The organism is Catellatospora sp. NPDC049133, assembly GCF_040648455.1.
Lineage (GTDB): Bacteria > Actinomycetota > Actinomycetes > Mycobacteriales > Micromonosporaceae > Catellatospora > Catellatospora aurea.
In genome coordinates, this window is the sequence record NZ_JBEZDT010000033.1 from 47,380 (window position 1) to 71,733 (window position 24,354).

The following is a 24,354-nucleotide window of genomic DNA, read 5'->3' on the forward strand; positions in this document are numbered from 1 at the left end:
CGGCGGCGAGCCGCTTCACCGCTTGCCTCCCTGGCCGGCCGCCTGCCCGGTCGGGGTGGTGTCGAGCGTCTCCAGCAGCCCGGCGACGTACGACACGTCGACCCGCACCCGCTGCACCCGGCTGTCGACGTCCCGCAGCACGAACTCGCGATACCCGAGCCGCCCCGAGCTGTTCGCGTCCGGCGCGGACAGCGAGGCCAGCACGGCTTCGTACCCGACGTCGGTCGGCACCCGCAGCAGCCGGAGCGCCTCGGACGCGATCTCCGGGTCCTGCGCGATGCGCCCGACGAACACGGTCGAGACGAGGTTCTGCACGTCGAGCCCGAGGATGTCCTTCGGGTTCTGCGAGGCGACGAGCGCCGCGAGGTTCCACTTGCGGCTGTCGCGCGCGAGCCGGACCAGGAACGAGCGCCCGGACCGCCAGCCTTCCATGAAGTGCGCCTCGTCGAGGCCGACAAGTTTGCGCTGGTGCATGTCGCCGGAGTAGCAGCGCCGGACCGCGAGCCGGTGCGCGGTGTGCAGCATCGGCAGCGCGAGGGCTTCTTCGGCGGACCAGTACTCGCGCTCGATCTTCAGGTCGGGCAGGCGCAGCCCGGACATGGTGATGACGGTGAGCGCGGAGTCGGTGCTGAGCAGGTCGCCGGGCGGGCTGCCGAAGAACAGCAGCGCGAGCGGCATCTCGGCGGTGTCGAGCAGCAGGTTGGCCAGTTCGCGGCCGGTGTCGTCGATGCCGGCGAGGCAGCGTACGACGTCGTCGAGGGTCGCGGTCTCCTCGGCGGGCACGGTGCGGACCGCGTGCCGGAGCAGTGTCGCGGTGGACGCCTCGCGGGCGACCTGCGGCGGCATGAGCATCGAGCAGATGTCCTGCACGAGCATGCGGCGTTCGGCGCGGGCGTTGCTGACGGAGATCTCGTATTCGCGGTCGCCGTCGGGGCCGGGTCCGAACTCGGTGCGCTGCGGGGTCGGGATCAGCGAGTACGGGGCGAGGGTGCCCTGCTCGCCGCCGGTCAGGTTGAGGACCCGGGAGTACGGCTTAAGCTCGGGCATGTTCGCCAGGCGGGCGAGCGGGCCGCTCGGGTCGAGCAGGGTGACCTGGACGCCGCGCCGGGCGTTGAGGTAGCCCATCGCGCCGAGCAGGGTGGACTTGCCACCGCCGGGTTCGGCGACCATGACCGACAGGCCGGAGCGTTCCCGGACCTCCATGGGGAAGTGCGGGTCGAGGAAGACGGGGCGGCGGCAGGTGCCGGCGGTGCGCCCGAGCAGGTCGCCGCGGCGGTCGCCGACGACGGACGCGGCCTGGGGCAGTGCGGCGGCGAGCAGCCGGACCGGCATGCGGCGCAGGTAGCCGGTGTTGGCGACGGGCTCGCCGGGGATGAACTCGCGGGCGAGCTGGTCCTGCTGCTTGGGGTGCTGCAGGGAGACCCGCAGCTCGCGGCTGTACGTGGCGACGACCGAGCGGGCCCGTTCGAGGCATTCCTCGCGGTCGGCGCCGCTGACGGCGATGCGGTGCCAGCCGTGCGCGCGGGCGGAGTCGACGGGCAGGCCGGTGGTCATCTCGTCGCCCATGACCAGCGCCCGGCTGGCCAGGCGCTCCAGCTCGGGCGGGGCGTCCATGCCGTGCTCGAGGTAGTCCAGCTGCTGCGAGCGGATCATGCGCAGCCGGTGTTCGAGGTTGCGGAAGCTGTCGCCGGGTCCGAGGATGTCGACCCGCGACGACAGTTCCATGGGCCAGGGCAGGCGCTCGTGGAAGTGCAGCCAGGGCTCGTGCCGCTCGGGGATGTCGAGGGGCTCCATGCGGCCGACGGTGAGCACGGCGACGTGCCGTTCCTCGCCGGTCATCCGGTTGACGAGCTTGACCGTGCTGCCGTACGGGGTGCGGTAGCGCTCGATGTGCTCGGTGAGGGCGAGCAGGTCGCCGGAGTCCCAGCGGCCGTGGTTCACGGCGCCGAGCATGTTCGGCGGGCTCATGCCGAGCGCGACGGAGCGGTAGAGCAGCCATTCGAGTTCGGCGGCGGCGGCGCGCTGGCCGCGCATGCCGAACGCGGCGAGCACCTCGTCGAACTGTTCGACCTGCTTGCCGAGCTTGCGGCGTTCGGAGTCGGCGGTGCCCTTGCCGAAGGCGCGCAGCAGCTTCTCGCTGAACGAGTCGCCGAGCGCGCGGCGGGCGAAGGTGACGCCGAGGTAGGTCTGGCCCTCGCTGTGGTTGATCTCGCGCAGGTGGCGCTGGGCGGCGACGAGGTGGTCGCCCCAGCCGGGCGCGCCCGGCACGGGCGGCAGCGGCCGGGCGGTGAGGTGGTCGAGCTGGGCGGCCCACTGGTCGGCCGGGAACGGCCGGGTGGTGCGGCGCAGGTGCAGGCGGAACCCGGCGAGGCCGGCGTACTGCTCGCTGATGGCGGACAGCAGCGCCTCGCGGTCGGCGTCGGGGCGGAACGCCCAGCGCACCTCGGGCAGCATGTACCAGGCGGTCACCGCGTGTGGAGTGAACGTGAGGTGACCGGCGATCTCGGTGATCGCGAGTTCCTGGGCGGCGTCGCGGTCCTTGGCGGGCTTCGGCTGCGCGGGCGGCTTGACCTGCTTGCCGCGGCTCTTGGGCGGCGGCTGGCGGTGGCCGGTGGCGGGCGGCGCGGAGCGGGGCGCGGCCTGCGGTGTGCCGCGCGGGGGCAGCGGCCTGCTGCTCAGCGGCACGGTGCTGACCGGCACGGAGCTGACCGGCATCGCGCTGACCGGGCGGTTGCGCAGGTCCGGCTGGGGGCGCATGGGCACCCCGCTGACGGGTACGCCGCTGACGGGCGCGTTGCGTGGCACCCCGCTGACCGGGGCGTTGCGTGGACGGCCGGAGGTGGCGCGCCCCTCGCCGGTGGTTCGGGCCGCGTCGGGGTAGCCGCCCTGGTCGGCGAGCCGCGAGCCGGTCGGCGGCGGCGTGGTCCGAGCGGGGGTGACGGGCGGCGGGGCGACCGGGGGCGAATCTGCCCGTACGGGTCCGCTGCGCTGGGCGGTGCCGGCGGTCGGTGCTGCGTCGGGGCGTCCTGCGTTGCGGCCGGTGGCAGTGGTGGCCGGGCCGCGGCTGGGCGGGGCCGAGCGCGGCGGGGTGCCGGACTGGCCGACCGAACCGGGATCGGCCGCCTCCGAGTCGAACAGCTCCAGGAACGGCGACTCGATGTCGGGGCCGGAGGGTGCCGGTGGCGCGCTCGGCGGCTCGGGGTCGCGGCGCGAGGAGGCGGCGCGTTCGCGCTGGGCCTGGGTGGCGGCCTCGGCGGCGGCGCGCATCTCGGCAGCCCGGCGGTCGGCCGCGGTCTGCAGGTCGCTGCGCAGGTCCGCGTTGCGCAGGTCGCCGGTGCGCGCCTCGGGACGCCCGCCGGTCTCCTCGGCGGGTGCGTCGGGCTCGGCGGGTTCGCGGCGGCGGGGCGGCTGGAACACGGCGACGGGGCCCGTCGCGGCGGTCCCTTCGACGGATGGGACGACGTCGGATACCGCGTCGTCCAGGTCGTACTCGGTATCGTTGCTGGTCATGTGATCGCCTGCCGCACGACGACGCGGCGGGCGACCAGTCGCGGGTCGCGGCGCTCGATGACCGGCTCGCGGGTGCGCCGCCAGTCGGTGAGCGCGGTGCGGATGACCATGCGCGCCGGCCGGTCGGGGTCGACGTGGCGGAAGATGTACGACGTCGTCACGATGGCGAGCGCGATCTCCCAGGTGGGGAACAGCTCGAACTCCTGCGTGAACAGCCAGTGGACGCCCATGTAGAGCGGGACCAGCAACACGAACAGGCCGTACTGGGCGTACGGCAACTGCACGGGGAGCGTGTATCCGGGCGGCCCGAGATAGACCAGCCGAGCCCGGTAGATGTCGTCGTCCGTACGCAGCCGCATCGCTTCCGCCTACTCGAACATGATGTCGATGAGGTTCTCGCCGACGAGCAGCAGCGCCCCCGCGCCGACGATGAAGGCGACGCCGATGATGGCGATCGCGGAGCTGGTCAGCACCTTCGACACCTCGCCCTTGCTGGCCCGGCCGATGAAGATGACGCCGAGGATCGCCAGCAGGATCGGAGAGATCTTCGTGGCGAAGAAGGTGAGGATGTCGTTGGTCGCGATGCCGCCCTTGGGCTCCTCGGGGGCCGCCTGGATCGCATCGGCGATCATGCCGAGGGTCGGCGTGGCATGGCTCCACGCCGCCTGGACCAGCTCCATGGCGATCATTCGGTACCTCCCCGGTGCGCGACCGGCGCTGCAATTGCTTAAGCCTTACTGATGGGGGTCCTCAGCGGTGGGATGCAGCCGATGACACCCTGCTTCGTGTCGATCACAGTTCGTAGTGGAGCGCCGGGGTTTGCTGTTGTGTAGGACCGGTGTTCGATCCATAGCAGAGCGTACGGTGCACCCACCGGTGCGACAAGCCGTGCAGGTGGTGGCGGGTGTCGGAAGTCCGCCCGTCACTGCGACATGCCCGCCGGCTACCGCGGCCTTGCTCGATGTCATCCTCCGCCGCGCTCCGGAAGACACCGAGCGGCCGCTACCGCGGGCGAGGATTGACCCCGGTCATCGTGACGCTCACGTCGGCGAAGGTCAGCGGGATCGGTGCCTGTGGCTTGTGGACGGTCACCACCGCCTGCGCGACGCGGGGGTCGGCCAGGCAGGCATCGACGAGGCGCTGTGCCAGGGTCTCGATGAGGTCGACCGGCGGTCCGGCCACGATCTCGGCCAGCCGAGCCGCCAGCTCGCCGTAGTGCACGGTGTCGGCGACGTCGTCGCTGGCCGCGGCCGGGCGCAGGTCCAGGCCGAGTTGCACGTCGACGACGAAGTCCTGGCCGTCGCGGCGTTCGAAGTCGAAGACGCCGTGGTTGCCGCGTACCCGCAGGCCGGTGAGCGTGATGAGGTCCATGGTCAGCCTTCGTAGCGCAGCCGGGGGCTGCCGGTGGCCCGCCACACCGCGAGGGCGTCGACGGTCGAGCGCACGTCGTGCACGCGTACCCCCCAGGCCCCGGTCGCGGCGGCCAGGACGCTGGTCGCGGTGGTGGCGGCGTCGCGGTCCGCGGCGGCCCGGCCGTCGAGCAGCAGGCCCAGGTAGGACTTACGGCTCGCCCCGAACAGCACCGGGAAGCCCAGGTCGATGATGCGGTCCAGGTGCCGGGTCAGCGCCCAGTTGTGCTCGGCGGTCTTGGCGAAGCCCAGTCCCGGGTCGACGATCAGCCGGTCGGCGGCGACCCCGGCGCGCAGCGCCTCGTCGACCCGGCGCGACAGCTCCTCGCGCACCTCGGTCACCACGTCGCGGTAGGTGGCCAGCGCCTGCATGTCGGCCGAGTGCCCGCGCCAGTGCATCACCACGTACGGGCAGCCGGCCTCGGCGACGACGCGGCGCATGTCCGGATCGGCCAGCCCGCCGGAGACGTCGTTGACCGCCGCCGCCCCGGCCTGCACCGCGGCCGCGGCGACCGCGGCACGGGTGGTGTCGACACTGGTCGGCACGCCGGCCTCGGCCAGCGCCGTGATGACCGGAACGACCCGCTTGATCTCGGTGTCGGCGTCGACGCGCGCCGCGCCCGGGCGGGTCGACTCGCCGCCCACGTCCACCAGGTGCGCGCCCTGTCCGTGCAGCTCCATCCCGTGCCGGACGGCGGCTTCGAGGTCGTCGTAGAGGCCACCGTCGGAGAAGGAATCCGGGGTCACGTTGAGAACCCCCATCACCACCGGCGGCGTCGCGTGCATCAGGTCGGACACCACGCTGCGAGAATATCGGTCGTGACTTCGGTGGTCTTCTCGATAGGCAGCAACCTCGGCGACCGCGCCGACCATCTGCGCTTCGCGGTGCGCCGGCTCGCGCAGGAAGGCGAGCTGCTCGCGGTGAGCGGCGTGTACGAGACGCCGCCGTGGGGTGACACCGAGCAGCCGGCGTACTACAACGCCGCGCTGCTCGTACGCGGCCCGCAGTCGGTGGAGCAGTGGCTGCTCACCGCTCAGGGCATCGAGCACGAGGCGGGGCGGGTGCGCCACCAGGCCCGCCGGTACAGCCCGCGCACGCTCGACGTCGACCTCGTCGCGGCGTTCGCCGAGGACGGCGAGCCGATCCTGCGCGACACCCCGGAGCTGACGCTGCCGCACCCGCACGCCCACCAGCGCGCCTTCGTGCTGCGGCCCTGGCTGGAGGTGCAGCCCTACGCGCAGTTGCCCGGACACGGCTGGGTGAACGACCTCGTGCTGGCCGAGCCGATGGCGACCGAGGTCGCCGTGATGACCGCGCTGCCCCAGGTGCGCCTCGAAGTAGAGTGACGGTCATCCAGTCGAGTGAAAGGTGGGGACCGAGTTGAGTCAGACGCCGGAGCCACGGCTGCAACCCACCAACCCGGCCACCCTGATCGTCGCGGGCCTCGGCTCGGCCGCCGTCGCCTGGCTCGTCATCAGCACCTGGTACTTCGACCTGGCGACGCTGCCGTTCCTCGGCCGCAGCGGCTGGCTGCCGGCGTTCACGCTGCTCGCGCTCGCGATCGTGGAGTTCGCGCTGGCGCAGCAGACGCGGGCGCGGCTGGAGGGCAAGCCGGGCCGGGAGCGGGTCGAGCCGCTGGCCGTCGCCCGCTACGCGGTGCTGGCCAAGGCGTCGTCGCTGGCCGGGTCGATCTTCGCCGGTTTCGCCGCCGGGCTGAGCCTCTGGCTGTTCGTCGACGGCCAGCAGCGGCAGCTGGCCGCGGTCAGCCGCGATCTGCCGGCCGCGCTCACCTCGCTGGCCTGCTCGCTCGCGCTGGTCGGGGCGGCGCTGTGGCTGGAGCGGGCATGCCGGGTGCCGAAGCGCCCCGAGGACGACAAGCCGGACGTCCAGTAGCGGCCGAACGGATCGGCGGCGACCACTATCGGGTACCCGTCGGCCGCGGTATGTCATCGCCGGTAGACCCTGTTGCATTCACGTTTCAGCCGGTAGGTTGCCTCGGGTATGCCGTGTCGTACCCCGCGACCGGCAGCCGACTCGGGAGGCGCGAGTCATGGCCTACGACAGCGAAGCGACCGACGCGACAGGGCAGCGACGGTACCGCGGCGAGGGCTTCCGCGAGGAGTCCGATCTCAGAACCGACGGCGGCGCGCACAGCGTCCTCGCCGGCGTGCAGTACCGGCCGAGGGCGACGCCCGCGGCCAACCTCGACGACGTCTTCGACGACCCCGCGCACGGCGAGGTCGGCCGGGACCGGCTCGGCGTGCACTTCGCCTGGGAGGGCGTGCTGCTGCTGGGCGTGGTCGCGATCGGCTTCCTGCTGCACAGCGGCCACCGCGACACGATCACCGGCGCGAACTTCAAAGAGCTGCTGGTCTTCGCGTCGGTGCTGGGCCTGCTCGGCTTCGGCGCCTCGATGACGCTGCGCGCCGGTGCGGTGAACCTGGCCATCGGCCCGGTCGCCGCGGCCGCCGCGCTGTACTACGCCGAGCACGGCGACCAGGGTGTCGTGCCCACGGCAGGCATGGCCGTGGCGCTCGCCGCCGGGCTGGGCCTGGCCGTCGCCGTCCTCGTGGTGGGCTTCCACGTGCCCGGCTGGGCGGGCAGCCTGGCGGCGGCGCTGGTCGCGATCGTCTGGATCCAGAAGCACCCGGCCCCGCTGACCGTGAGCGGCGGGTACGACCCCACCGACCACGCGCTCTACCTGTACGGCGCGTTCGCCGCGCTGACCATCGTGGCCGGCCTGCTCGGCGCGATCCGGTCCATCCGGCGCGGGGTCGGCCGGTTCCGCCCGGTCAGTGACCCGGCCCGGCGGCGCGGCGGCCTCGGCGGCGTCGTCGCCGTGCTCGCGCTGGTCGGCTCGACGGCGCTGGCCGCGGTCGCGGGCGTGGTGATGGCCGCGCTCAACGGCTCGACCGAGCAGGTCGTCGCGCCGACCGAGGGCTTCGAGCTGACCGGCCTGGCCCTGGGCGCTGCTCTGATCGGCGGGGTGAGCGCGTACGGCCGCCGCGGCGGCGTGTTCGGCACGCTGCTCGGCGTCAGCCTGATGGCCCTGGTCGTCTGGTACGCCGAAGCGGCCCAGTGGCGCATCTCGCTGTACGCGCTGGCCGCCGGCGCCATCGCAGTCGGTCTCGTGGTCACCAGGCTGGTGGAGACGTTCGGGCGGCCGCTGCCGCTGGACGAGGACAGCCCGGACGACTGGGCCGACGTGGGCGTGCCCGGCACCTCGTGGTCCACAGGCAGCGGCGACACCTGGGCGAACCTGCCCGCGCAGCCCGCTCCCGCGCGCGCCGACCAGTGGGGCGACGAAGACCGCTGGTCCTCCCTGCGTTAGAGCTGAACCGAGCCGCCGCGTCCGCCTCCGCGGGCGCGGCGGCTCGTTTCGTGCCGTGCCACTTTCGAGCGCGGGAGCGGTCGAGCCGGGCGAAACGGGCGGGCGCTCGTTGAACCGTTCGTGACGAAGGTTCGGCGATTACCGGCGCGTCGCGCGCCGCGGGCGGGTGTGCGCAAGCCGCGCTGGGTGGCGCAGCTGTTCAGGACGGGTCGGCGACGATCTCCGGGCGGAATGTTCTCGCATTTCAAGGCCGTGGAGCATTCCCCTCGCAAGCAACTGTCGGTAGCCTCTAGCAACATGCCGGACTCGGACACTCGCGATGAACAGCGGCACGCGCGCCTGCTCCCGGTGTTGTTCTGGGGCGGCGTCGGGCTGGCGCCGCTGGCTGCGATTTTCCTGTTCATAGCCGATGGTGGCACTGCGTTGCGGGCCGCCGTGGGCGTGGTCATCCTGTCGGTCATCCTGATCGGTCTGTCGATCACTCTCCGTCGCGACACCGAGACGGTGCGGCTCGAGATCGAAGACATGATCCTCGATGAGATCGACACCGTGCGGGCCGACGTCCGCGACGACATCTCGACGGCCGCCCACGCCACGCACCGTGCCTTCGGGGAGAAGTTCCAGTACCTGGTGGACCAGCTCGAGGCCACCCGGCACGAGCTGGAGGCCACCCGTGCGCAGCTGGAGCACGTCCGGGCCGAGGCCGCCCGCGCGGCACAGGCCGCGCCCGCGCCCGCCGCGCGTGGCGGCAGCCCCGCACCCGCCCCGCACCAGCCGGGCCCGAACTCGGGCCGCGCGGGCATGCCGCCCGGCGGCGTGGTGCGGCACACCGAGACCGTGCAGGTGACGACGCGGCACACCATCGTCGACCCGCACGGCGAGGACGGCCAGCGCGGCGCGGCGATCTACGGCAGCCCGGTCAGTGGCGGGGCGGGCGGCTTCGACCGCGACCGTGAGCGGGGCCGCGACGCGGGGGAGTACGCGCACCGCGCCGAGACTCCGCGGATCGAGGTGCAGCGCCCCCGGGCCGAACGCGCCCGCGAGCGGGACCGGCACGAGGAGTCGTGGACCGAGCAGCGGTTGCGCGAGCAGCTGGAGCGCCGCCGCGACGCCAACGAGCCGGTCTCCGGCGGAGATGGCTGGACCTCGCGGCGCGACCGCGGCGACGACCGCTGGTCCGACCGGGCCGGTGACGCGATCGAGGGCCGCTGGTCGGACCGCGACGACGAGGACCGTCCGGTGCGGGCCGCCGGCGACCGCTGGACCACGGTGCGCAGCGACGACCGGGGCCGTGAGGTGCGGATGGGCGAGCGCCGGGCGGCGCTGCACAGCGACAGCTCCGGCACCGAGCTGCGGATAGAGGACCGCTGGGCCGCGGTGCGGCGCGAGGACCGCGGCTACGACGACGACCGGGCCGACGAGGGCCGGGGCGGCTTCCCGTACCGCGACCAGGACCGCCGTGAGCCCCGCGCGCTGACCGGCTCGGACCGGGAGGACCGCTGGTCCGACTACGAGGACTCGCGCGAGCGGGACCGTAACCAGGACCGGGACCGGGATCGGGATCGGGATCGGGACTACGACCGCCGGTACCGCTGAGCACGACAGCCAGGACGCGCCCTTCCGGACAGCCCGGGAGGGCGCGTTTTCCCGTCAACGGCTACTTGTCGATGTCGCCGACGACGAAGAACATCGAGCCCAGAATGGCGATCAGGTCCGGCACCAGGGTGCCCGGCAGCAGCGTGGACAGCGCCTGCACGTTGGCGTACGACGCGGTGCGCAGCTTCATCCGCCAGGGCGTCTTGTCGCCCTTGGAGACCAGGTAGTAGCCGTTGACGCCGAGCGGGTTCTCGGTCCACGCGTAGGTGTGCCCCTCCGGGGCCTTGACCACCTTCGGCAGGCGTACGTTGACCGGCCCGCCGATCCGGTCCACCCGGTCCAGGCACTGCCGGACCAGGTCCAGCGACGCGTACACCTGGTCGAGCAGGACCTCGAAACGCGCGTGGCAGTCGCCGGCGGTGCGGGTGACGACCGGGACGTCCAGCTCGCCGTAGGCCAGGTACGGCTCGTCGCGGCGCAGGTCGAAGTCCAGGCCGCTGGCCCGCCCGACGGGCCCGGAGGCGCCGTACGCGGCGGCCTGCTCGGCGGTCAGCACGCCGACGCCGACCGTGCGGGCCAGGAAGATGTCGTTGCGCCGGATCAGGTCGTCGAGCATCGGCATCCGCGAAGCGACCAGGTCGACGGCCTCCCGGGCACGCCGGGTCCAGCCCGCCGGGACCTCCTCCTTCAGCCCGCCGATCCGGTTGAACATGTAGTGCATGCGGCCGCCGGTGGCCTCCTCCATGACGGCCTGCAGCACCTCACGCTCGCGGAACGCGTAGAACACCGGGGTGATCGCGCCGATCTCCAGCGGGTACGAGCCGAGGAACATCAGGTGGTTGAGCACCCGGTTCAGCTCGGCCATCGCCGTGCGCAGCCAGACCGCGCGCTCCGGCACCTCCAGCCCCATCAGCCGCTCGACGGCCATCGCCGCGCCCAGCTCGTTGCTGAACGCGCTCAGCCAGTCGTGCCGGTTGGCCAGCACCAGGATCTGCCGATAGTCACGGACCTCGAACAGCTTCTCCGCGCCGCGGTGCATGTATCCGACGATCGGCTCGGCGGACAGCACCTTCTCGCCGTCCAGCACCAGCTTCAGCCGCAGCACCCCGTGCGTGGACGGATGCTGGGGCCCGATGTTCAGCACCATGTCGGTGCCCAGCTGCTGGGCCCCCGCCCCCGCGCCGACCGTCAACTCCCGGCTACCGCCCGCTGCCACCATGCGCGCCATCGTAAGCCAGCCCCAAGAATGGAAGGGCACCTTGCTAACGCTATTTGTAGAGGAAGGGCACCTTCTTAACGCTGCCACCTGCTGCGGCCTGGGACGGGGCGGTCGGTCAGGGGTGGGGGAGCAGGAAGGGCAGCTCGCGCGGGTCGAGGCCGGTCCACTGCGCCAGCCACCAGTGCGCCCCGAGCCCGCCGGTGGCGGTCAGCTCGCCGATCTCGCTCGCGTCGGCCAGCGCACGCACGTAGGCGAGCGGATCGGTTGAGGCCAGGGTGAGCGGGGGCCGGCCGGCGGTGACGCCGAGGCGGTGCAGCGCCGCGCGCTGGTCCAGCAACCGCCAGCCGTCCTCGATCGGCTCGTCTGCCTCAGCCACGCCGCCCGCCTTCAGCGCACCGCCCGGCCCGGCCGCACCGCCCGGCCGCGCGGCCGCGGCCACGGCGATGGAGTCCATGGCGACGTGGCACGTGATGTCGGTGCTGCCGTCGAAGGCCGGGGACACCTCGCGGCCGTCCCGGAAGCCGGTGGCCGTCGGCAGCGCCGGTCGCCGATCGCGCAGGTGCCCGTAGTCGACCGCCAGCGCGAGCCCCGCGTCCAGCGCGCCGACGGCGTCGGCCCAGGCCTCGTCGCGGCTGCGCCCGACCTCCACGATGTCGTCCGGTCCGGCGGGCCACCACCGTTCGATCCACGCGGCGTCGACGGGATCGACGGCTCCGCACGGGTTCAGATCCGTGTCCAGGTACGACCCGTCGCGCGCGAGGTCCAGCGGCACGTTGTCGAGCCACTCGGTGGCCAGCAGCAACCCGGTCAATCCGCGCGGAAGTTCGGTACGCCAGATGATGTCGTCGCCGCCGCGAGCGCTGACCTCCACGGCCACCGGCCGGACTCGCGCACGCAACGACACGGGCAGCGCGGCCAGCACGCCCTGCAGCAGCTCGCCGCGCCCCGCACCCACGTCCACCAGGTCGAACACTTCCGGATGGCCGAGGGCGCGGTCCACGTCGGCGGCGAGCGCGGCGATCGCGCGGGCGAAGTGGGGCGACTGGGCGCTGGTCCGGAAGTGGTCGGCGGGCCGCTCGCGGACGAAGAACCCGTCCGGCCCGTACAGCGCAGTTCGCATCGCGTCCCGCCAGCGCATGGAAACGGTTCACTCTCCGTTCGTCCCAGGTTGCCCTGCCGAATCTACGGTCCGGCCCATGCGACGTATTCTCACCTGCCTCACGGCAGGCGCCCTGGCGGCGACCGCGCTGCCCGGCGTGGCCGCGGCCGAACCCGGGCCGGCGACCGGCGGCGTGCCCGCCCTGCGCGCGGTCACGGCGAAGTTCGAGACCCCCGCGCTGTACGACGACGAGGCCGGCGGCGACGCCGACGCGGACGACCCGGCGATCTGGGTGAACGAGCGGGACAAGGCCCGCAGCCGGGTCATCGTGACCGCGAAGAACGGCGGCCTGCGCGTCTACGACCTGCGGGGACGCGAGACCCAGTCGTTCGCCACGCCGGACGCGCCGGGCCCGGACGACGAGCCGGGCCGGTTCAACAACGTGGACCTGGTCACCGGCTTCCCGCTGCACGGGCGCCTGGTCGACCTGGCCGTGGTCACCGACCGGGGCCGGGACAAGCTGCGCTTCTACCGCATCGACGACGGCGTGCTGACCGACGTGACCGCGCCGGACGTGCCGTTCGCGTTCAACAAGACCCAGGAGGAGGTCAACGAGCAGGCCACCGCGTACGGGTTGGCGACGTTCCGCGACGGCCGGGACTTCCTGGCGGTCGCCAGCCGCCGGCACACCCCGGAGCTGGGCATGTTCCGCCTGGTCGCCAAGGGCGCGAAGGTGAGCTACCAGCGCGTCGACCGGCTGGTGCTGCCGGACACGTTCGCGTTGAAGGGCGGCGGCTCCTGGACCCCGTGCCTGGAGCCGGGCGAGCTGCCGCAGGTCGAGGGTATGACGGTGGACCCGGCGCTGGGCGTGCTCTACGCCGCGCAGGAGGACGTGGCGCTGTGGCGGGTCTCCGTCACCGGCGGCCGCTTCGGCTACACGCCGCGCATGGTCGAGCGGACCCGGGAGTACGGCGTCCCAGCGGTCTACGACCCCGAGACCGAGGAGTGCACGGTCGACTGGTCGGCCGACCCGGGCGAGGGCGGGCGCATCGCCGCCGACGTCGAGGGCGTGACGATCTTCAAGACCGGCCGGTACGCGGGCACGCTGCTGGTCTCCTCGCAGGGCGACGACACCTTCTACACGTACGACCGGCTGACCCTGCGCCCCACGGGCCGGTTCGCGGTCGTCGACGGCCGGGTCGACGGCTCCCAGGAGTGCGACGGCGCGGCGGTGGTGAACACCCCGCTGCCCGGCTTCCCCGGCGGCCTGCTGGTGGTGCACGACGGCCAGGAGACCCCGTCCGGCGACCGCGCCGCGACCAACGTCAAGTTCGTCGACGCGGGCTTCCTGAATAAGCACTGAGCAGCGAGACGGCAGTCACGAAGGGCGCTTCCGGGACGTGGTTCCGGGAGCGCTTTTCGTTGTGCGGATGTGAACGAAACGCGGCAGTGCGGTTTCGCACAGTCTCTGTCCAGTGATCAGGACACGGGGTCATACTTGCCCCGACCGGTACCCCGAAGAAGAGGACTGGATCAGATCATGAGTGCTGAGCTCACCATCGGTGTGATCGGCGCCGGCCGGGTCGGCGCGGTCCTCGCCGCCGCCCTGCGGGGCGCGGGACACCGGGTAGTCGCCGCCTCCGGCGTGTCCGCCGCGGCCAAGCACCGCATCCGCACCCTTCTCCCGGGTGCGCAGAATCTTCCCGCCGACGAGGTGGCTCGCGCCGCGGCCGATCTGCTGATCATCGCGGTGCCCGACGATGCCCTGGCCGGCGTCGTGACCGGCCTGGCCGCCACCGGCGCGCTGCGGCCGGGCCAGGTCGTGGCGCACACCTCGGGCGCGCACGGGCTGGCTGTGCTGGCCCCGGCTGCCGCGGTCGGCGCCCGCACGCTGGCGCTGCACCCCGCGATGACTTTCACCGGCACCGCCGCCGACCTGGACCGGCTGCCCGGCATCTCGTACGGGATCACCGCCGCCGACGCCACGGTGCGCGCCCTGGCCCAGGCGCTCGTCGCCGACCTGGCGGGCAGCCCGGAGTGGATCGCCGAGGACCGCCGCGCGCTCTACCACGCCGGGCTCGCCCACGGCGCGAACCACCTGGTCACCCTCGTCAACGAGGCGGCCGACCGGCTGCGCGACGCGGGCGTGCTGAGCCCGGAGAAGGTGCTCGGCCCGCTGCTGACCGCCGCGCTGGAGAACGCGCTGCGCATGGGCGACTCGGCGATCACCGGACCGGTGTCGCGTGGCGACGCCGGCACCGTCGCCCGGCACGTCCAGGAACTGGCCCGCACCGCCCCCGACTCGCTCCCGGCGTACGTCGCGCTCGCCCGGCGCACCGCGGACCGGGTGATCGCCAGCGGGCGGCTGCGCCCGGTCGACGCCGAGTCGCTGCTGGGCGTGCTGGCCGACCCGACCGCCGCCGACGCCGGGCAGCTCGGCGAGGCGGCGAAGTGACCGCCGTCGTCCGCACCCGCGAGGAGCTGGCCACGGCGCGGTCGGCCGCGCACGGCTCCGTCGCCGTGGTGATGACCATGGGCGCGCTGCACGAGGGGCATGCCACCCTGCTGCGGGAGGCCCGCAAGCACGCCGACGTCGTGCTGGCGACGATCTTCGTGAACCCGCTGCAGTTCGGCCCGAACGAGGACCTGGCCCGCTACCCGCGCACCTTCGACGCCGATCTGGCGGTGTGCGCGGCCGAGGGTGTCGACCTGCTCTTCGCGCCGACGCCCGAGGTGATGTACCCGCACGGGCAGCCGCAGGTCACCGTCCACCCGGGCCCGCTGGGCGAGGTGCTGGAGGGGGCGGTACGCCCCGGCCACTTCGCCGGCGTGCTGACCGTGGTCGGCAAGCTGCTCCTGCTCACCCGCCCGGACCTGGCGTTCTTCGGAGAGAAGGACTACCAGCAGCTCACACTGATCAAGGCCATGGTGCACGACCTCGAACTCGGGGTGGAGATCGTCGGGGTGCCGACGGTCCGGGAGCCGGACGGGCTGGCACTGTCCAGCCGCAACCGCTACCTGAGCGCGGCCGAGCGCGAGACCGCGCTGGCCCTGTCCCGTGCGCTGCGTTCGGGAGCCGCCCGGCGCGAGCCCGCGGCGGTGCTGGCGGCCGCGCGGGCCGAACTGGCCGGGGTGGATGTGGACTACCTGGCCCTGCGCGGGGCCGACCTGAGCGAGGACCCGGGTCCGGGCGAGGCGCGGCTGCTGGTCGCGGCCCGCGTCGGCACCACCCGGCTGATCGACAACCTGCCCGTCCACCTCGGCGCGGCAGCCACGACGACCGAGGAAGAACCGGCCTGATGTTCCTGCGCACCATGTTCAAGTCCAAGATCCACCGGGCCACGGTGACCCAGGCCGACCTGCACTACGTCGGCTCGGTCACCATCGACGAGGACCTGATGGACGCCGCCGACCTGCTGCCCGGCGAGCAGGTCGCGATCGTGGACATCACCAACGGGGCGCGGCTGGAGACGTACGTCATCCCGGGCGAGCGGGGCACCGGCGTGATCGGCATCAACGGCGCGGCGGCGCACCTGGTCAAGCCCGGCGACCTGGTCATCCTCATCTCGTACGCGCAGACCGACGAGGCCACCGCCCGCTCGTACACCCCGCGGGTGGTGCACGTGGACGCCGACAACCGGATCATCTCGCTCGGCGCGGACCCGGCCGAGGCCGTGCCCGGCATGGTCGGCGACGTCGTCCGGGGCGACCTGACCCTGAGCCGCTAGGCCGGGTTCCGCTGCGGCAGGTGGTTCTAGCTGCGGATTCGTACGCCGGATGTGACCCGGCTCTCGGCCGTTAGGCCGATACGGCCGCGACGACCTTCGCTTAGGCTCGCCCAGGCTCTATGACCTGGGAGGATGGGCGATGCGGGGACGCCTTACGGCCGGCACGATGCTGGCCGCGCTACTGACGAACCTGGCCCTGGCCGGCTGCGGGACCGCGCTGCCGACCGAGGTGGACTCGAAGCTGACCGACGACTGGGTGAAGGTCGCCGACGTCAAGGGCTGGGTGCCCGAGGCGGGCGTCTGCCTCGGCGTCGTGTCCAAGGACACCGGCCGCTACACCGACGCCGTCGTCGACTGCGCCAAGTCGCACTACGGCGAGGTCGTGCACGTCGGCGAGTTCAAGGGCCTGACGACCTCCCCCGGCCCGAAGGACAACGCCGCCGCGCTGGCCGAGTGCGACAAGGAGGCCGCGACCTACCTGGGCCGCCCCTGGAGCCTGGCGCGCCTGGAGATGACCCTGGCCGTGCCGACTCCGACCGCCTGGGACGGCGGCGCGCGCTGGTTCCGCTGCGACCTGTCCGAGGTCTCCTCGGTGTTCGACGACCGGGACTGGGTGCAGCGCACCGGCAGCCTGAAGGGCGAGGTGCCGGCCGCGCTGCTGGTCGGCTGCACGCACACCCAGGACAAGGGCGACACCATCGTCAAGATGCCCGAGGTGGCCTGCAGCAAGGCGCACAACAGCGAGTTCGTCGGCGCCTACCGCGCCGGCATGACCACGGCCTACCCGAAGTCCGAGCGGCAGTGGAACGTCATCCATGACAAGTGCCAGGACCTGGCCGCGAAGTTCATGGGCGTCAGCCTGAGCAGCGCGAGCCGGATCGGCGTCATCTCCAGCCCGAACAACGCGGAGTCCTGGGCCGCCGGTGACCGGATGGTCCGCTGCTCACTCTGGTTCTACGACGGCAAGACCATGAAGAAGTCGGCCAAGGGGACCAAGGGCAAGGGCGTTCCGGGCTGGTAGAAGGCCGACAGCACCGCTGTCGCGGCCGCCTTCCGTCCGTTAGGCTCCCGGGCGGACGTCTGGGAGGGACGACACATGGCATGGAGGCGGAGGATCGCCGCCGGTGCGGCCGTCTGCGCACTGGCGGCGCCGTTGGCGCTGGCCGGCTGTTCCTCGCCGGTGCCCGGTGTGGACGGCAAGCTCGCCGACGACTGGGCGAGCCTGCCCGCGGCGCAGGTGTTCACGCCCAGCGCCGAGGTGTGCCATGAGAAGGCGTACGAGCAGACCGGCCGGGCCACCGCGTACCGGCCGGTCGACTGCGCCACGGAGCACTACGGCGAGACGGTCTACGTCGGCACGCTGACCGGTGCCGCCGCCGAGCTGGCCGCCCCGCCGGAGGCGGACGACGCGGTGCTCGCGGGCGCGTTCGCCGAGTGCGACGAGCGGTCCACCGCGTTCGTCGGCCGGCAGTGGCGCGACGGCCGCCTGACCCTCGACCTGACGCTGCCCTCGGCCGCGGCCTGGCAGGGCGGCGCCCGGTGGTACCGCTGCGAGCTCAACGAGCTGACCACAGTCACCGACAAGGCCGACTGGGTCCGCCGCACCGGCAGCCTGCGCGGCTCGCTGCCCGCGCCGCTGCTGCTCACCTGCTTCGCCGAGAGCGGCAAGAACGGCTCGGTGGACACCATGCCGGAGACCGACTGCGCCAAGTCGCACAACGCGGAGTACGTCGGCACCTTCACCGCCGCGGCCAACCGCAAGTACCCGGCGAGCGAAGCGGACTGGGACTACTTCCACGACAACTGCCGCAAGGCGATGGCCACGTTCATCGGCGTCACCGTGAGCGCCACCAGCAAGTACGGCGTGATCTCGTGGCCGTACAGCAAGGCCACCTGGGCGGGGGGCGACCGCGGCGTGCGCTGCTACCTGTGGCTGGAGACGAAGAAGATGACGGGCTCGGCCAAGGGCACCGCGGGCAAGGGCATCCCGAGCTGACCGGTCGACCGGATACGCGTCGAACCCGCTGGCGGGTATGAAATATGCTCCCCATTCATGTTCGGCATGGCTTGGGGAGGGCACTGATGCGTGAGGTGATCGGCCGTAGGGTCGCAGGGGTCGTGCTGGTCGCGGCTGCCCTGCTGGCCACATCGGCCTGCGGGGGGCAGCTGCCGGCGGGAGCCGACGGCGACCTCACCAACCAGTGGCCGGCGCTGCCGGCGGCTCAGAGCTGGCGTCCCGAAGAGGCGAAGTGCGACGACGGCTTCCGCGACGTCAGCTACCGCTCGTCCTACAAGCCGGTCGAGTGTGACCAGAGCCACACTTACGAGACGGTGGCCGTCGCCGACTTCACCGGCGAGGCGGCCTCGCGCACCACGGTGCCGTCGGAGGGCTCGCCGGACATGCGCGCGGCCTGGGCCGACTGCGACAAGCGCATCACCGACTTCCTCGGCGGCGACTGGCGCTCGGGCGCCCTGTGGTTCGGCGTCTCGGTGCCGTCGGCGGCCGGCTGGGACGGCGGCGCGCGCTGGTACCGCTGCGAGCTGACCGCGCTCGACGGCCAGTACGGCGACCCGGTGGCCCGGACCGCCTCGCTCAAGGGCGAGTTCACCAAGGCGTCCGCGCTGAAGTTCGGCTGCTACCAGTACGGCACCCGGCTGGTCTCCACCGCCTGCAACAAGGCCCACAACGCCGAGTTCGTGGGCGTGTGGAACGCGGGCGGCGCCGCCTACAGCAGCCTGGCCGGCATGAAGACGCGCATCGCCAAGGAGTGCCGCACGCTGGTCGCCAAGTTCGTGAAGGTGCCCAACGACTCGAACATCAGCTACCGCACCGGTGTGGTGTGGAACTGGCCGTCGAAGTCCGACTGGGAGGCCGGCGACCACGGCGTGCGCTGCCACCTCTGGCTGGACAAGAAGAAGCTGACGAAGTCGCTGCGCAACGGCGGCACGAAGGTTCTGCCCACGAACTGAGCCCGATACCCGCACCCGTCCCCGGCCTTCTGCCGGGGGCGGGTGAGGGGTGTCACGTGGGGTCGGGGGTGAACGGCGGGCTGCGGCGCGGTTGACTGTGCTGGTGCGCAAGGCGTTGACAGTCCCGGTTGATCTTCCGGTGTTGCCCCGGGCGTTGCCCGCGCGGCCCGCGAGCTGGTTCGAACCCACCGACGTGGTGGTGATCGGGTCCGGCATCGCCGGCCTGACCGCGGCGCTGCACCTGCGTGAGGCAGGCCTGCACGTCACCGTGGTCACCAAGGTCAACATCGATGACGGCTCCACCCGCTGGGCCCAGGGCGGCATCGCGGCCGTGCTGGACCCGCTGGACACCCCGGCCGCCCACGCCCGGGACACCCTGGTCGCCGGCGTCGGTCTGTGCGACCCCGCCGCGGTCGACGTGCTGGTCACCGAGGGCCCGGCCCGGGTGCGCGAGCTGATCAAGATGGGTGCCGAGTTCGACCGCCACCCGGACGGCTCGCTGATGCTGACCCGTGAGGGCGGGCACCACGCCAACCGCATCGTGCACGCGGGCGGCGACGCGACCGGCGCCGAGGTGCAGCGGGCGCTGCACGCGGCGGTGCGCCGCGACCCGTGGATCCGCCTCGTCGAACACGCGCTGGTGCTCGACCTGCTGCGCGACGCCGCCGGCCGGGCCTGCGGGGTGACCCTGCACGTGCTCGGCGAGGGCACCGAGGACGGCGTCGGCGCCGTGCTCGCCCGCGCCGTCGTGCTGGCCACCGGCGGGCTGGGCCAGATCTTCGCGGCCACCACCAACCCGATCGTCTCCACCGGCGACGGCGTAGCGCTGGCGCTGCGTGCCGGGGCGGACGTCACCGACCTCGAGTTCGTGCAGTTCCACCCGACGTCGCTCTACCTGCCGAACAATCGCACCGCGCAGCAGCCGCTGGTCAGCGAGGCGCTGCGGGGCGAGGGGGCCTACCTGGTCGACGGGGACGGCAAGCGCTTCATGGTCGGGCAGCACGAGCTGGCCGAGCTCGCGCCCCGCGACGTGGTCGCCAAGGGCATCCACCGGCAGATGCTGGCCTCGGGCACCGATCACGTCTACCTGGACGCCCGGCACGTGCCCGACCTGGCCCACCGGTTCCCGACGATCACGGCGTACTGCCTGGCCGCCGGAGTGGACCCCACGGTGGACCTGATCCCGGTGGCCCCGGCCGCGCACTACGCCTCCGGCGGGGTCCGCACCGACCTGGACGGCCGCACCAGCATCCCCGGCCTGTACGCCTGCGGCGAGGTCGCCTGCACCGGCGTGCACGGGGCGAACCGTCTGGCCTCGAACTCCTTGCTGGAGGGCCTGGTCTTCGCGCGGCGCATCGCGGCCGACATCACGCGTGACCTGCCCGCACAGACCGACCCGGTGCTCGACGGCCCCGAACACGTGGCCCCGCCTGCGGCAGCCGGTGGTCTGGCATGGACGCCGCAGGGCTTGGTCCCCGCGAGCGAGCCGCCGGTGGACCTGGCCGCGCGTCGGCGGGAGCTGCAGCGGGCGATGACCCGGGGGGCGGGCGTGCTGCGCAGCGCGCAGACGCTGGCCGAGACCGCGCGCGTGCTGGGCGAGGTGGGCACGCCGCCGCTGCCGGGGCGCACCGCGGGCTGGGAGTTCGCGAACCTGCTGACGGTCGCGAGCGCGCTGGTCGCGTCGGCGTCCCTGCGCGCCGAGACGCGCGGGTGCCACTGGCGCGAGGATCATGCAGAGGCGGTCGACGGCTGGCGGGGTCACCTGTTCCCCGGGTTCGCCGAGGACGGCACGACGACGGACACGTGGGAGGCGATGGCGTGAGGGACACGACGCAGGCGCAGCTGCTCAAGGCAGGGCTCGACCCGGACGAGGTGCAGCGCATCGTGGCGAACGCGCTGCGCGAGGACCTGGGGCCGGACCGGCTCGACGTGACCAGCGTGGCGACCATCCCGGAGCACCAGGTCGACACCGCGGACCTGATCGCCCGGGAGCCCGGCGTGCTCGCCGGGCTGGCCGTGGCGGAGCTGGTGTTCGAGCTGGCCGGTCCGGGGGCGGAGGTCACCGTGCACGCGGCCGACGGCGACACGGTGGCGCGCGGCGACGTGCTGGCCACGATCACGGGGCCGACCCGCACCCTGCTGTCGGCCGAGCGCACCGCGCTCAACCTGCTCTGCCGCATGTCCGGGGTGGCCACGCACACCCGCCGCTGGGTGGAGCAGCTCGCCGGCACCAAGGCGCTGGTGCTGGACACCCGCAAGACCACCCCGGGCCTGCGGCCGCTGGAGAAGTACGCGGTCCGCGCGGCGGGCGGCACCAACAAGCGCATGGGCCTGTACGACGTGGCCATGATCAAGGACAACCACAAGCTGGCGGCGGGCTCCGTGACCGCGGCGTACGACCTGGTCCGGGCGAACTTCCCGGATGTGCCGGTGCAGGTCGAGGTGACCACCCTGGCCGAGGCGCAGGAGGCGGTGGCCGCCGGGGCGACGTTCCTGCTCTGCGACAACATGTCCCCGCAACTGCTGCGCGAGGTCGTCGCGGCGGTCGGCGACCGGGCCGAGCTGGAGGCCACCGGCGGCCTGACGTTGCAGGTCGCCGCCGAGTACGCGGCCACCGGCGTCGACTACCTGTCGGTGGGGGCGCTCACCCACTCGTCGCCTATCGTGGACATCGCCTTGGACCTCCGAGCGCGGAAGTAGACGTCGGGTGCTGCTCTGTATCGACATCGGTAACACCAACACGGTGCTCGCCACCTTCGAGGGCGACAAGATCGTGCACTCGTGGCGGGTGAAGACCGACGCCCGCAACACCGCCGACGAGCTCGGCCTGATGTTCCGGGGGCTGCTGGCCGGGGACAACGTCGAGATCACCGGGGTGGCGGCCTGCTCGACCGTGCCCGCCGCGCTGCGCTCGCTGCGCACCATGCTGGGCCGTTACTACGCCGGGCTGCCCGCGGTGGTCGTGGAGCCGGGTGTGAAGACGGGCGTGCAGCTGGCCATCGACAACCCGAAGGAGGTGGGCGCCGACCGCGTGGTGAACACGCTGGCGGCGCACACCCTCTACGGCGGGCCGGCCATCGTCGTCGACTTCGGCACCACCACCAACTTCGACGTGATCAGCGCCCGGGGCGAGTTCCTCGGTGGCGCGTTCGCCCCGGGCATCGAGATCTCCTTCGACGCGCTCGCCGCCCGCGCCGCCCAGTTGCGCAAGGTCGAGCCCGCCCAGCCCCGTTCGGTGATCGGCAAGAACACGGTCGAGTGCCTGCAGGCCGGCATGTACTTCGGCTTCGCCGGCCAGGTGGACCGCATCGTCGAGCGGATGATCGAGGAGCTGGGCGGGGTGACCGCGGTGATCGCCACGGGTGGGCTCGCGCCGGTGGTGATGGGCGAGTGCCGCACCATCACCCATCACGAGCCGATGATCACCCTGATCGGCCTGCGCATGGTGTACGAGCGCAACGTCAGCGCCTGACCGTCCGCAGCACCTTCGTGACGTAGGGCAGCGCGAAGTTCTCCCGCCCGCGCAGGTCGGGGTGGGTCGCGCACAGTGCGAGGACCGCCTCGCGCAGCCGCTGCCGCTCGTCCTCGGGTGCGACGAGATACCAGGAGCGGGTGGCGATCAGGTCCAGCAGGCCCTGCGGGGTCTGCCGGACGCTGTGCCGGAACTCGGCCTGCTCGAACGGGGCGAACAACTCGCCGAACTCGGCGTTCTCGGGCCGGTGGAAGAGGGCCGACCGGATGATCACGTCGAGCTGCCGGACCCAGTCGACGCTCACGTCGCGGTCGTTGCGCATCGGCGCGAACACCCCGCCGGGGCGCAGCACCCGGATGATCTCCGGGTGCGCCCGCGCCTTGTCGAACCAGTGGTACGCGGTGCCCACGACGACGGCATCGGCGTACCCGTCGGGCAGCGGGATCGACTCCGCGGAGCCTTCCAGCGCGACGACGCCCGGGGTGACCGCGTCGAGCGCGGCGCGCATTCCGGGGTCGGGCTCGACCGGCACCACCTCGAAGCCCGCGGCCAGCGCCACCCGGGTGAGCTGGCCGGTGCCCGCGCCCAGGTCGACCACGCGACCGGGAGCCGTGCCGATCGCCCAGGCCAGCGCCTCGGCGGGATAGGTCGGGCGGGACCGCTGGTATGTCTGCGCCGCCGCGCCGAAAGAGAGCCGGTGCTCTTCGATGGGGTCCATGTGCGCCTCCCGTGTGTGTCGCCATAACGCCCGGCCCACCCTAGTGCCGCCCGCCTGGCACGAATTCGTCCAGGCCCCGCGGATCGATCGACAGGCTCATCCCGGGCCGCTCGGATTCGGCTGTGGGGCGTTTCCCGAATCGGGCCCACAGGGCGGGACGATCGCGCCCCCGGGGCTGCCGACCGCCTGCGCATTGGGCGGCCGGATAGGCCGGACGGCGCACAGGGTCATCGGTCCGTCGCTGAGCGCGAATTGTTCGCCCGCTCCACGGCTGGTGCCCGGGCGACTGCGCAGTGCGAGCGAACCGCTGCGGCGGTATGCCGTGCGTCCGGCGCGCAGGAACCGGTATCCACGGTGTCTCGGCAATGGCGCGGGGAATCCGTTTTCCCTAGTCAGAGGATAATCGACCGGGCGGCTGTCCGACTTCGCGCCGCGCCCGGCGTTGGTATGCCGAATAATGGGTCACGCCGGAATTGATCCGCTGTCAATGAGTGGCTATCCTGGCGAGCGCTTGCACTATGAATTCATGGCGCCCTCGACTGGCGGGGAGGATCCGGGGCGGCGAAGAAAGGATGACCGTATGGCCAGGCGCGAGATTGTGGTGCTGGCGGACGACCTCGATGGTTCCGAGGGCGATGTCCGCAGTGTGAGATTTGGATTCGAAGGCGCCAATTACGAGATCGATCTCGGCCCGGCGAACCACGACAAGCTGGCCCTCGCGCTGGCGCCGTTCGTGGCCGCCGCGCGCAAGGAGAGCGGTCGTCGTGGACCCGCCGCGGCTCCCAAGGCGAAGGCGCCGACTGCGGCCGAGCAGCGTGCCTTCAACCAGCGGGTGCGGGATTGGGCCAAGGGGCAGGGTGAAGCGGTCAACGACCGGGGCCGGGTGCCGGCGAAGGTGATCGAGGCGTACTACGCCGCGGGTCTGCGGTAACCCTTTGTAGGTTTTGCGGCGTTTGCCGGATTGGCGGTACGGCGCGAAGGTTGCGTGCTTCCTTCGCGTCGTACCGTTTTTCGTGTTCGGTGGTCCGCGCCGGGCGGGTCGGCCAGGATGTGGACACCGATATTTCGCTGTGCGCGTAGCGGTCCTGGATGCGGAACAGCCGCGAGCGAGGCAAGGTTGGCTCTGATGCCAGCCACGTCGGCGGTTTGCAGGGCAAGATGCCCCGTTTCCTCCGCTTTCTAGTCGACGGTAAGCGACCCGATGGTTACCCAACGGTGACCGGACGAGCGTTTCCGGCGGGCCGACATGGTCGGGGTCTGGCGTTAGAGTGAGTGAAACAGCTTCGCCGCCGCGGATCTCC

General features: G+C 72.6%; 23 protein-coding genes. 15 read left to right on the forward strand and 8 right to left on the reverse strand.

The window, feature by feature from the left end; all coding sequences use genetic code 11:
* Positions 1-15 precede the first annotated feature (15 nt).
* The 5 genes from AB0B35_RS31350 to folP form a co-directional block, all read right to left on the reverse strand.
* The gene (locus AB0B35_RS31350) at positions 16-3,510 is read right to left on the reverse strand and encodes an ATP-binding protein (protein WP_361052228.1); all 3,495 of its coding nucleotides are present in this window, start codon (positions 3,508-3,510) and stop codon (positions 16-18) included.
* The gene (locus tag AB0B35_RS31355; protein WP_360523979.1) at positions 3,507-3,869 is read right to left on the reverse strand and encodes a hypothetical protein; all 363 of its coding nucleotides are present in this window, start codon (positions 3,867-3,869) and stop codon (positions 3,507-3,509) included. The genes AB0B35_RS31350 and AB0B35_RS31355 overlap by 4 nt, the downstream gene beginning before the upstream one ends.
* Before the next feature lie 9 nt (positions 3,870-3,878).
* Complete coding sequence (locus AB0B35_RS31360; protein WP_155369450.1) at positions 3,879-4,199, reverse strand: hypothetical protein; 321 nt, start codon at positions 4,197-4,199, stop codon at positions 3,879-3,881.
* A 313-nt stretch (positions 4,200-4,512) separates the two neighbouring features.
* The gene (gene folB, locus AB0B35_RS31365; protein WP_361052231.1) at positions 4,513-4,881 is read right to left on the reverse strand and encodes a dihydroneopterin aldolase; all 369 of its coding nucleotides are present in this window, start codon (positions 4,879-4,881) and stop codon (positions 4,513-4,515) included.
* Positions 4,882-4,883: 2 nt separating this feature from the next.
* On the reverse strand, positions 4,884-5,717 hold the full coding sequence (gene folP, locus AB0B35_RS31370; RefSeq protein WP_361052315.1) for a dihydropteroate synthase: 834 nt from the start codon (positions 5,715-5,717) through the stop codon (positions 4,884-4,886).
* Between the two features lie 21 nt (positions 5,718-5,738).
* Between folP and folK the strand changes: the two genes are divergently transcribed.
* From folK to AB0B35_RS31390, 4 genes are all read left to right on the forward strand, one after another.
* On the forward strand, positions 5,739-6,266 hold the full coding sequence (folK, locus tag AB0B35_RS31375) for a 2-amino-4-hydroxy-6-hydroxymethyldihydropteridine diphosphokinase (RefSeq protein ID WP_360523988.1): 528 nt from the start codon (positions 5,739-5,741) through the stop codon (positions 6,264-6,266).
* Between the two features lie 34 nt (positions 6,267-6,300).
* The gene (locus AB0B35_RS31380) at positions 6,301-6,813 is read left to right on the forward strand and encodes a DUF3180 domain-containing protein (protein WP_360523991.1); all 513 of its coding nucleotides are present in this window, start codon (positions 6,301-6,303) and stop codon (positions 6,811-6,813) included.
* Between the two features lie 157 nt (positions 6,814-6,970).
* Positions 6,971-8,251, forward strand: a complete 1,281-nt coding sequence (locus tag AB0B35_RS31385) for an ABC transporter permease (RefSeq protein WP_361052234.1) — start codon at positions 6,971-6,973, stop codon at positions 8,249-8,251.
* A 297-nt stretch (positions 8,252-8,548) separates the two neighbouring features.
* Positions 8,549-9,847, forward strand: coding sequence for a hypothetical protein (locus tag AB0B35_RS31390; RefSeq protein WP_361052235.1), 1,299 nt, complete (start codon positions 8,549-8,551; stop codon positions 9,845-9,847).
* Between the two features lie 61 nt (positions 9,848-9,908).
* Here AB0B35_RS31390 and AB0B35_RS31395 read toward each other — a convergent pair whose 3' ends face one another.
* Both AB0B35_RS31395 and AB0B35_RS31400 read right to left on the reverse strand, forming a co-directional pair.
* Positions 9,909-11,066: an NADH-quinone oxidoreductase subunit D gene (locus tag AB0B35_RS31395; protein ID WP_203695271.1), complete on the reverse strand. Its 1,158-nt coding sequence runs from the start codon at positions 11,064-11,066 to the stop codon at positions 9,909-9,911.
* 115 nt (positions 11,067-11,181) lie between these two features.
* A complete protein-coding gene (locus tag AB0B35_RS31400; protein WP_361052237.1) occupies positions 11,182-12,186 on the reverse strand; it encodes an SAM-dependent methyltransferase in 1,005 nt (334 codons plus the stop codon).
* A gap of 76 nt (positions 12,187-12,262) precedes the next feature.
* Here AB0B35_RS31400 and AB0B35_RS31405 point away from each other — a divergent pair, with 76 nt between their 5' ends.
* The 10 genes from AB0B35_RS31405 to AB0B35_RS31450 all read left to right on the forward strand — a co-directional run bounded on the left by AB0B35_RS31405 (position 12,263) and on the right by AB0B35_RS31450 (position 22,335).
* Positions 12,263-13,528: a phytase gene (locus AB0B35_RS31405; RefSeq protein ID WP_361052240.1), complete on the forward strand. Its 1,266-nt coding sequence runs from the start codon at positions 12,263-12,265 to the stop codon at positions 13,526-13,528.
* A 177-nt stretch (positions 13,529-13,705) separates the two neighbouring features.
* Positions 13,706-14,620: a DUF2520 domain-containing protein gene (locus AB0B35_RS31410; protein ID WP_361052242.1), complete on the forward strand. Its 915-nt coding sequence runs from the start codon at positions 13,706-13,708 to the stop codon at positions 14,618-14,620.
* Complete coding sequence (panC, locus tag AB0B35_RS31415; RefSeq protein ID WP_361052245.1) at positions 14,617-15,465, forward strand: pantoate--beta-alanine ligase; 849 nt, start codon at positions 14,617-14,619, stop codon at positions 15,463-15,465. Before AB0B35_RS31410 ends, panC begins: the two co-directional genes overlap by 4 nt.
* Positions 15,465-15,893 (forward strand): aspartate 1-decarboxylase, encoded by a 429-nt coding sequence (gene panD, locus AB0B35_RS31420; RefSeq protein WP_361052248.1) that lies wholly within the window; start codon positions 15,465-15,467, stop codon positions 15,891-15,893. The genes panC and panD overlap by 1 nt, the downstream gene beginning before the upstream one ends.
* Positions 15,894-16,032: 139 nt before the next feature.
* The gene (locus AB0B35_RS31425) at positions 16,033-16,914 is read left to right on the forward strand and encodes a septum formation family protein (protein ID WP_361052251.1); all 882 of its coding nucleotides are present in this window, start codon (positions 16,033-16,035) and stop codon (positions 16,912-16,914) included.
* A 75-nt stretch (positions 16,915-16,989) separates the two neighbouring features.
* Positions 16,990-17,889: a septum formation family protein gene (locus AB0B35_RS31430; protein WP_361052254.1), complete on the forward strand. Its 900-nt coding sequence runs from the start codon at positions 16,990-16,992 to the stop codon at positions 17,887-17,889.
* 86 nt (positions 17,890-17,975) lie between these two features.
* Entirely contained in the window at positions 17,976-18,863 is an 888-nt protein-coding gene (locus AB0B35_RS31435; protein WP_361052257.1) for a septum formation family protein, read from the forward strand.
* A gap of 115 nt (positions 18,864-18,978) precedes the next feature.
* A complete protein-coding gene (locus AB0B35_RS31440) occupies positions 18,979-20,685 on the forward strand; it encodes an L-aspartate oxidase (RefSeq protein ID WP_361052317.1) in 1,707 nt (568 codons plus the stop codon).
* On the forward strand, positions 20,682-21,563 hold the full coding sequence (nadC, locus tag AB0B35_RS31445) for a carboxylating nicotinate-nucleotide diphosphorylase (protein WP_361052260.1): 882 nt from the start codon (positions 20,682-20,684) through the stop codon (positions 21,561-21,563). The genes AB0B35_RS31440 and nadC overlap by 4 nt, the downstream gene beginning before the upstream one ends.
* Positions 21,564-21,570: 7 nt before the next feature.
* Positions 21,571-22,335: a type III pantothenate kinase gene (locus AB0B35_RS31450; RefSeq protein ID WP_144119701.1), complete on the forward strand. Its 765-nt coding sequence runs from the start codon at positions 21,571-21,573 to the stop codon at positions 22,333-22,335.
* On the opposite strand, the gene AB0B35_RS31455 is transcribed toward AB0B35_RS31450, so the two are convergent.
* The gene (locus AB0B35_RS31455; protein WP_361052263.1) at positions 22,325-23,053 is read right to left on the reverse strand and encodes a class I SAM-dependent methyltransferase; all 729 of its coding nucleotides are present in this window, start codon (positions 23,051-23,053) and stop codon (positions 22,325-22,327) included. The genes AB0B35_RS31450 and AB0B35_RS31455 overlap by 11 nt on opposite strands.
* A 580-nt stretch (positions 23,054-23,633) precedes the next feature.
* Between AB0B35_RS31455 and AB0B35_RS31460 the strand changes: the two genes are divergently transcribed.
* Entirely contained in the window at positions 23,634-23,984 is a 351-nt protein-coding gene (locus AB0B35_RS31460) for an Lsr2 family protein (protein ID WP_203695248.1), read from the forward strand.
* Positions 23,985-24,354: the final 370 nt, after the last annotated feature.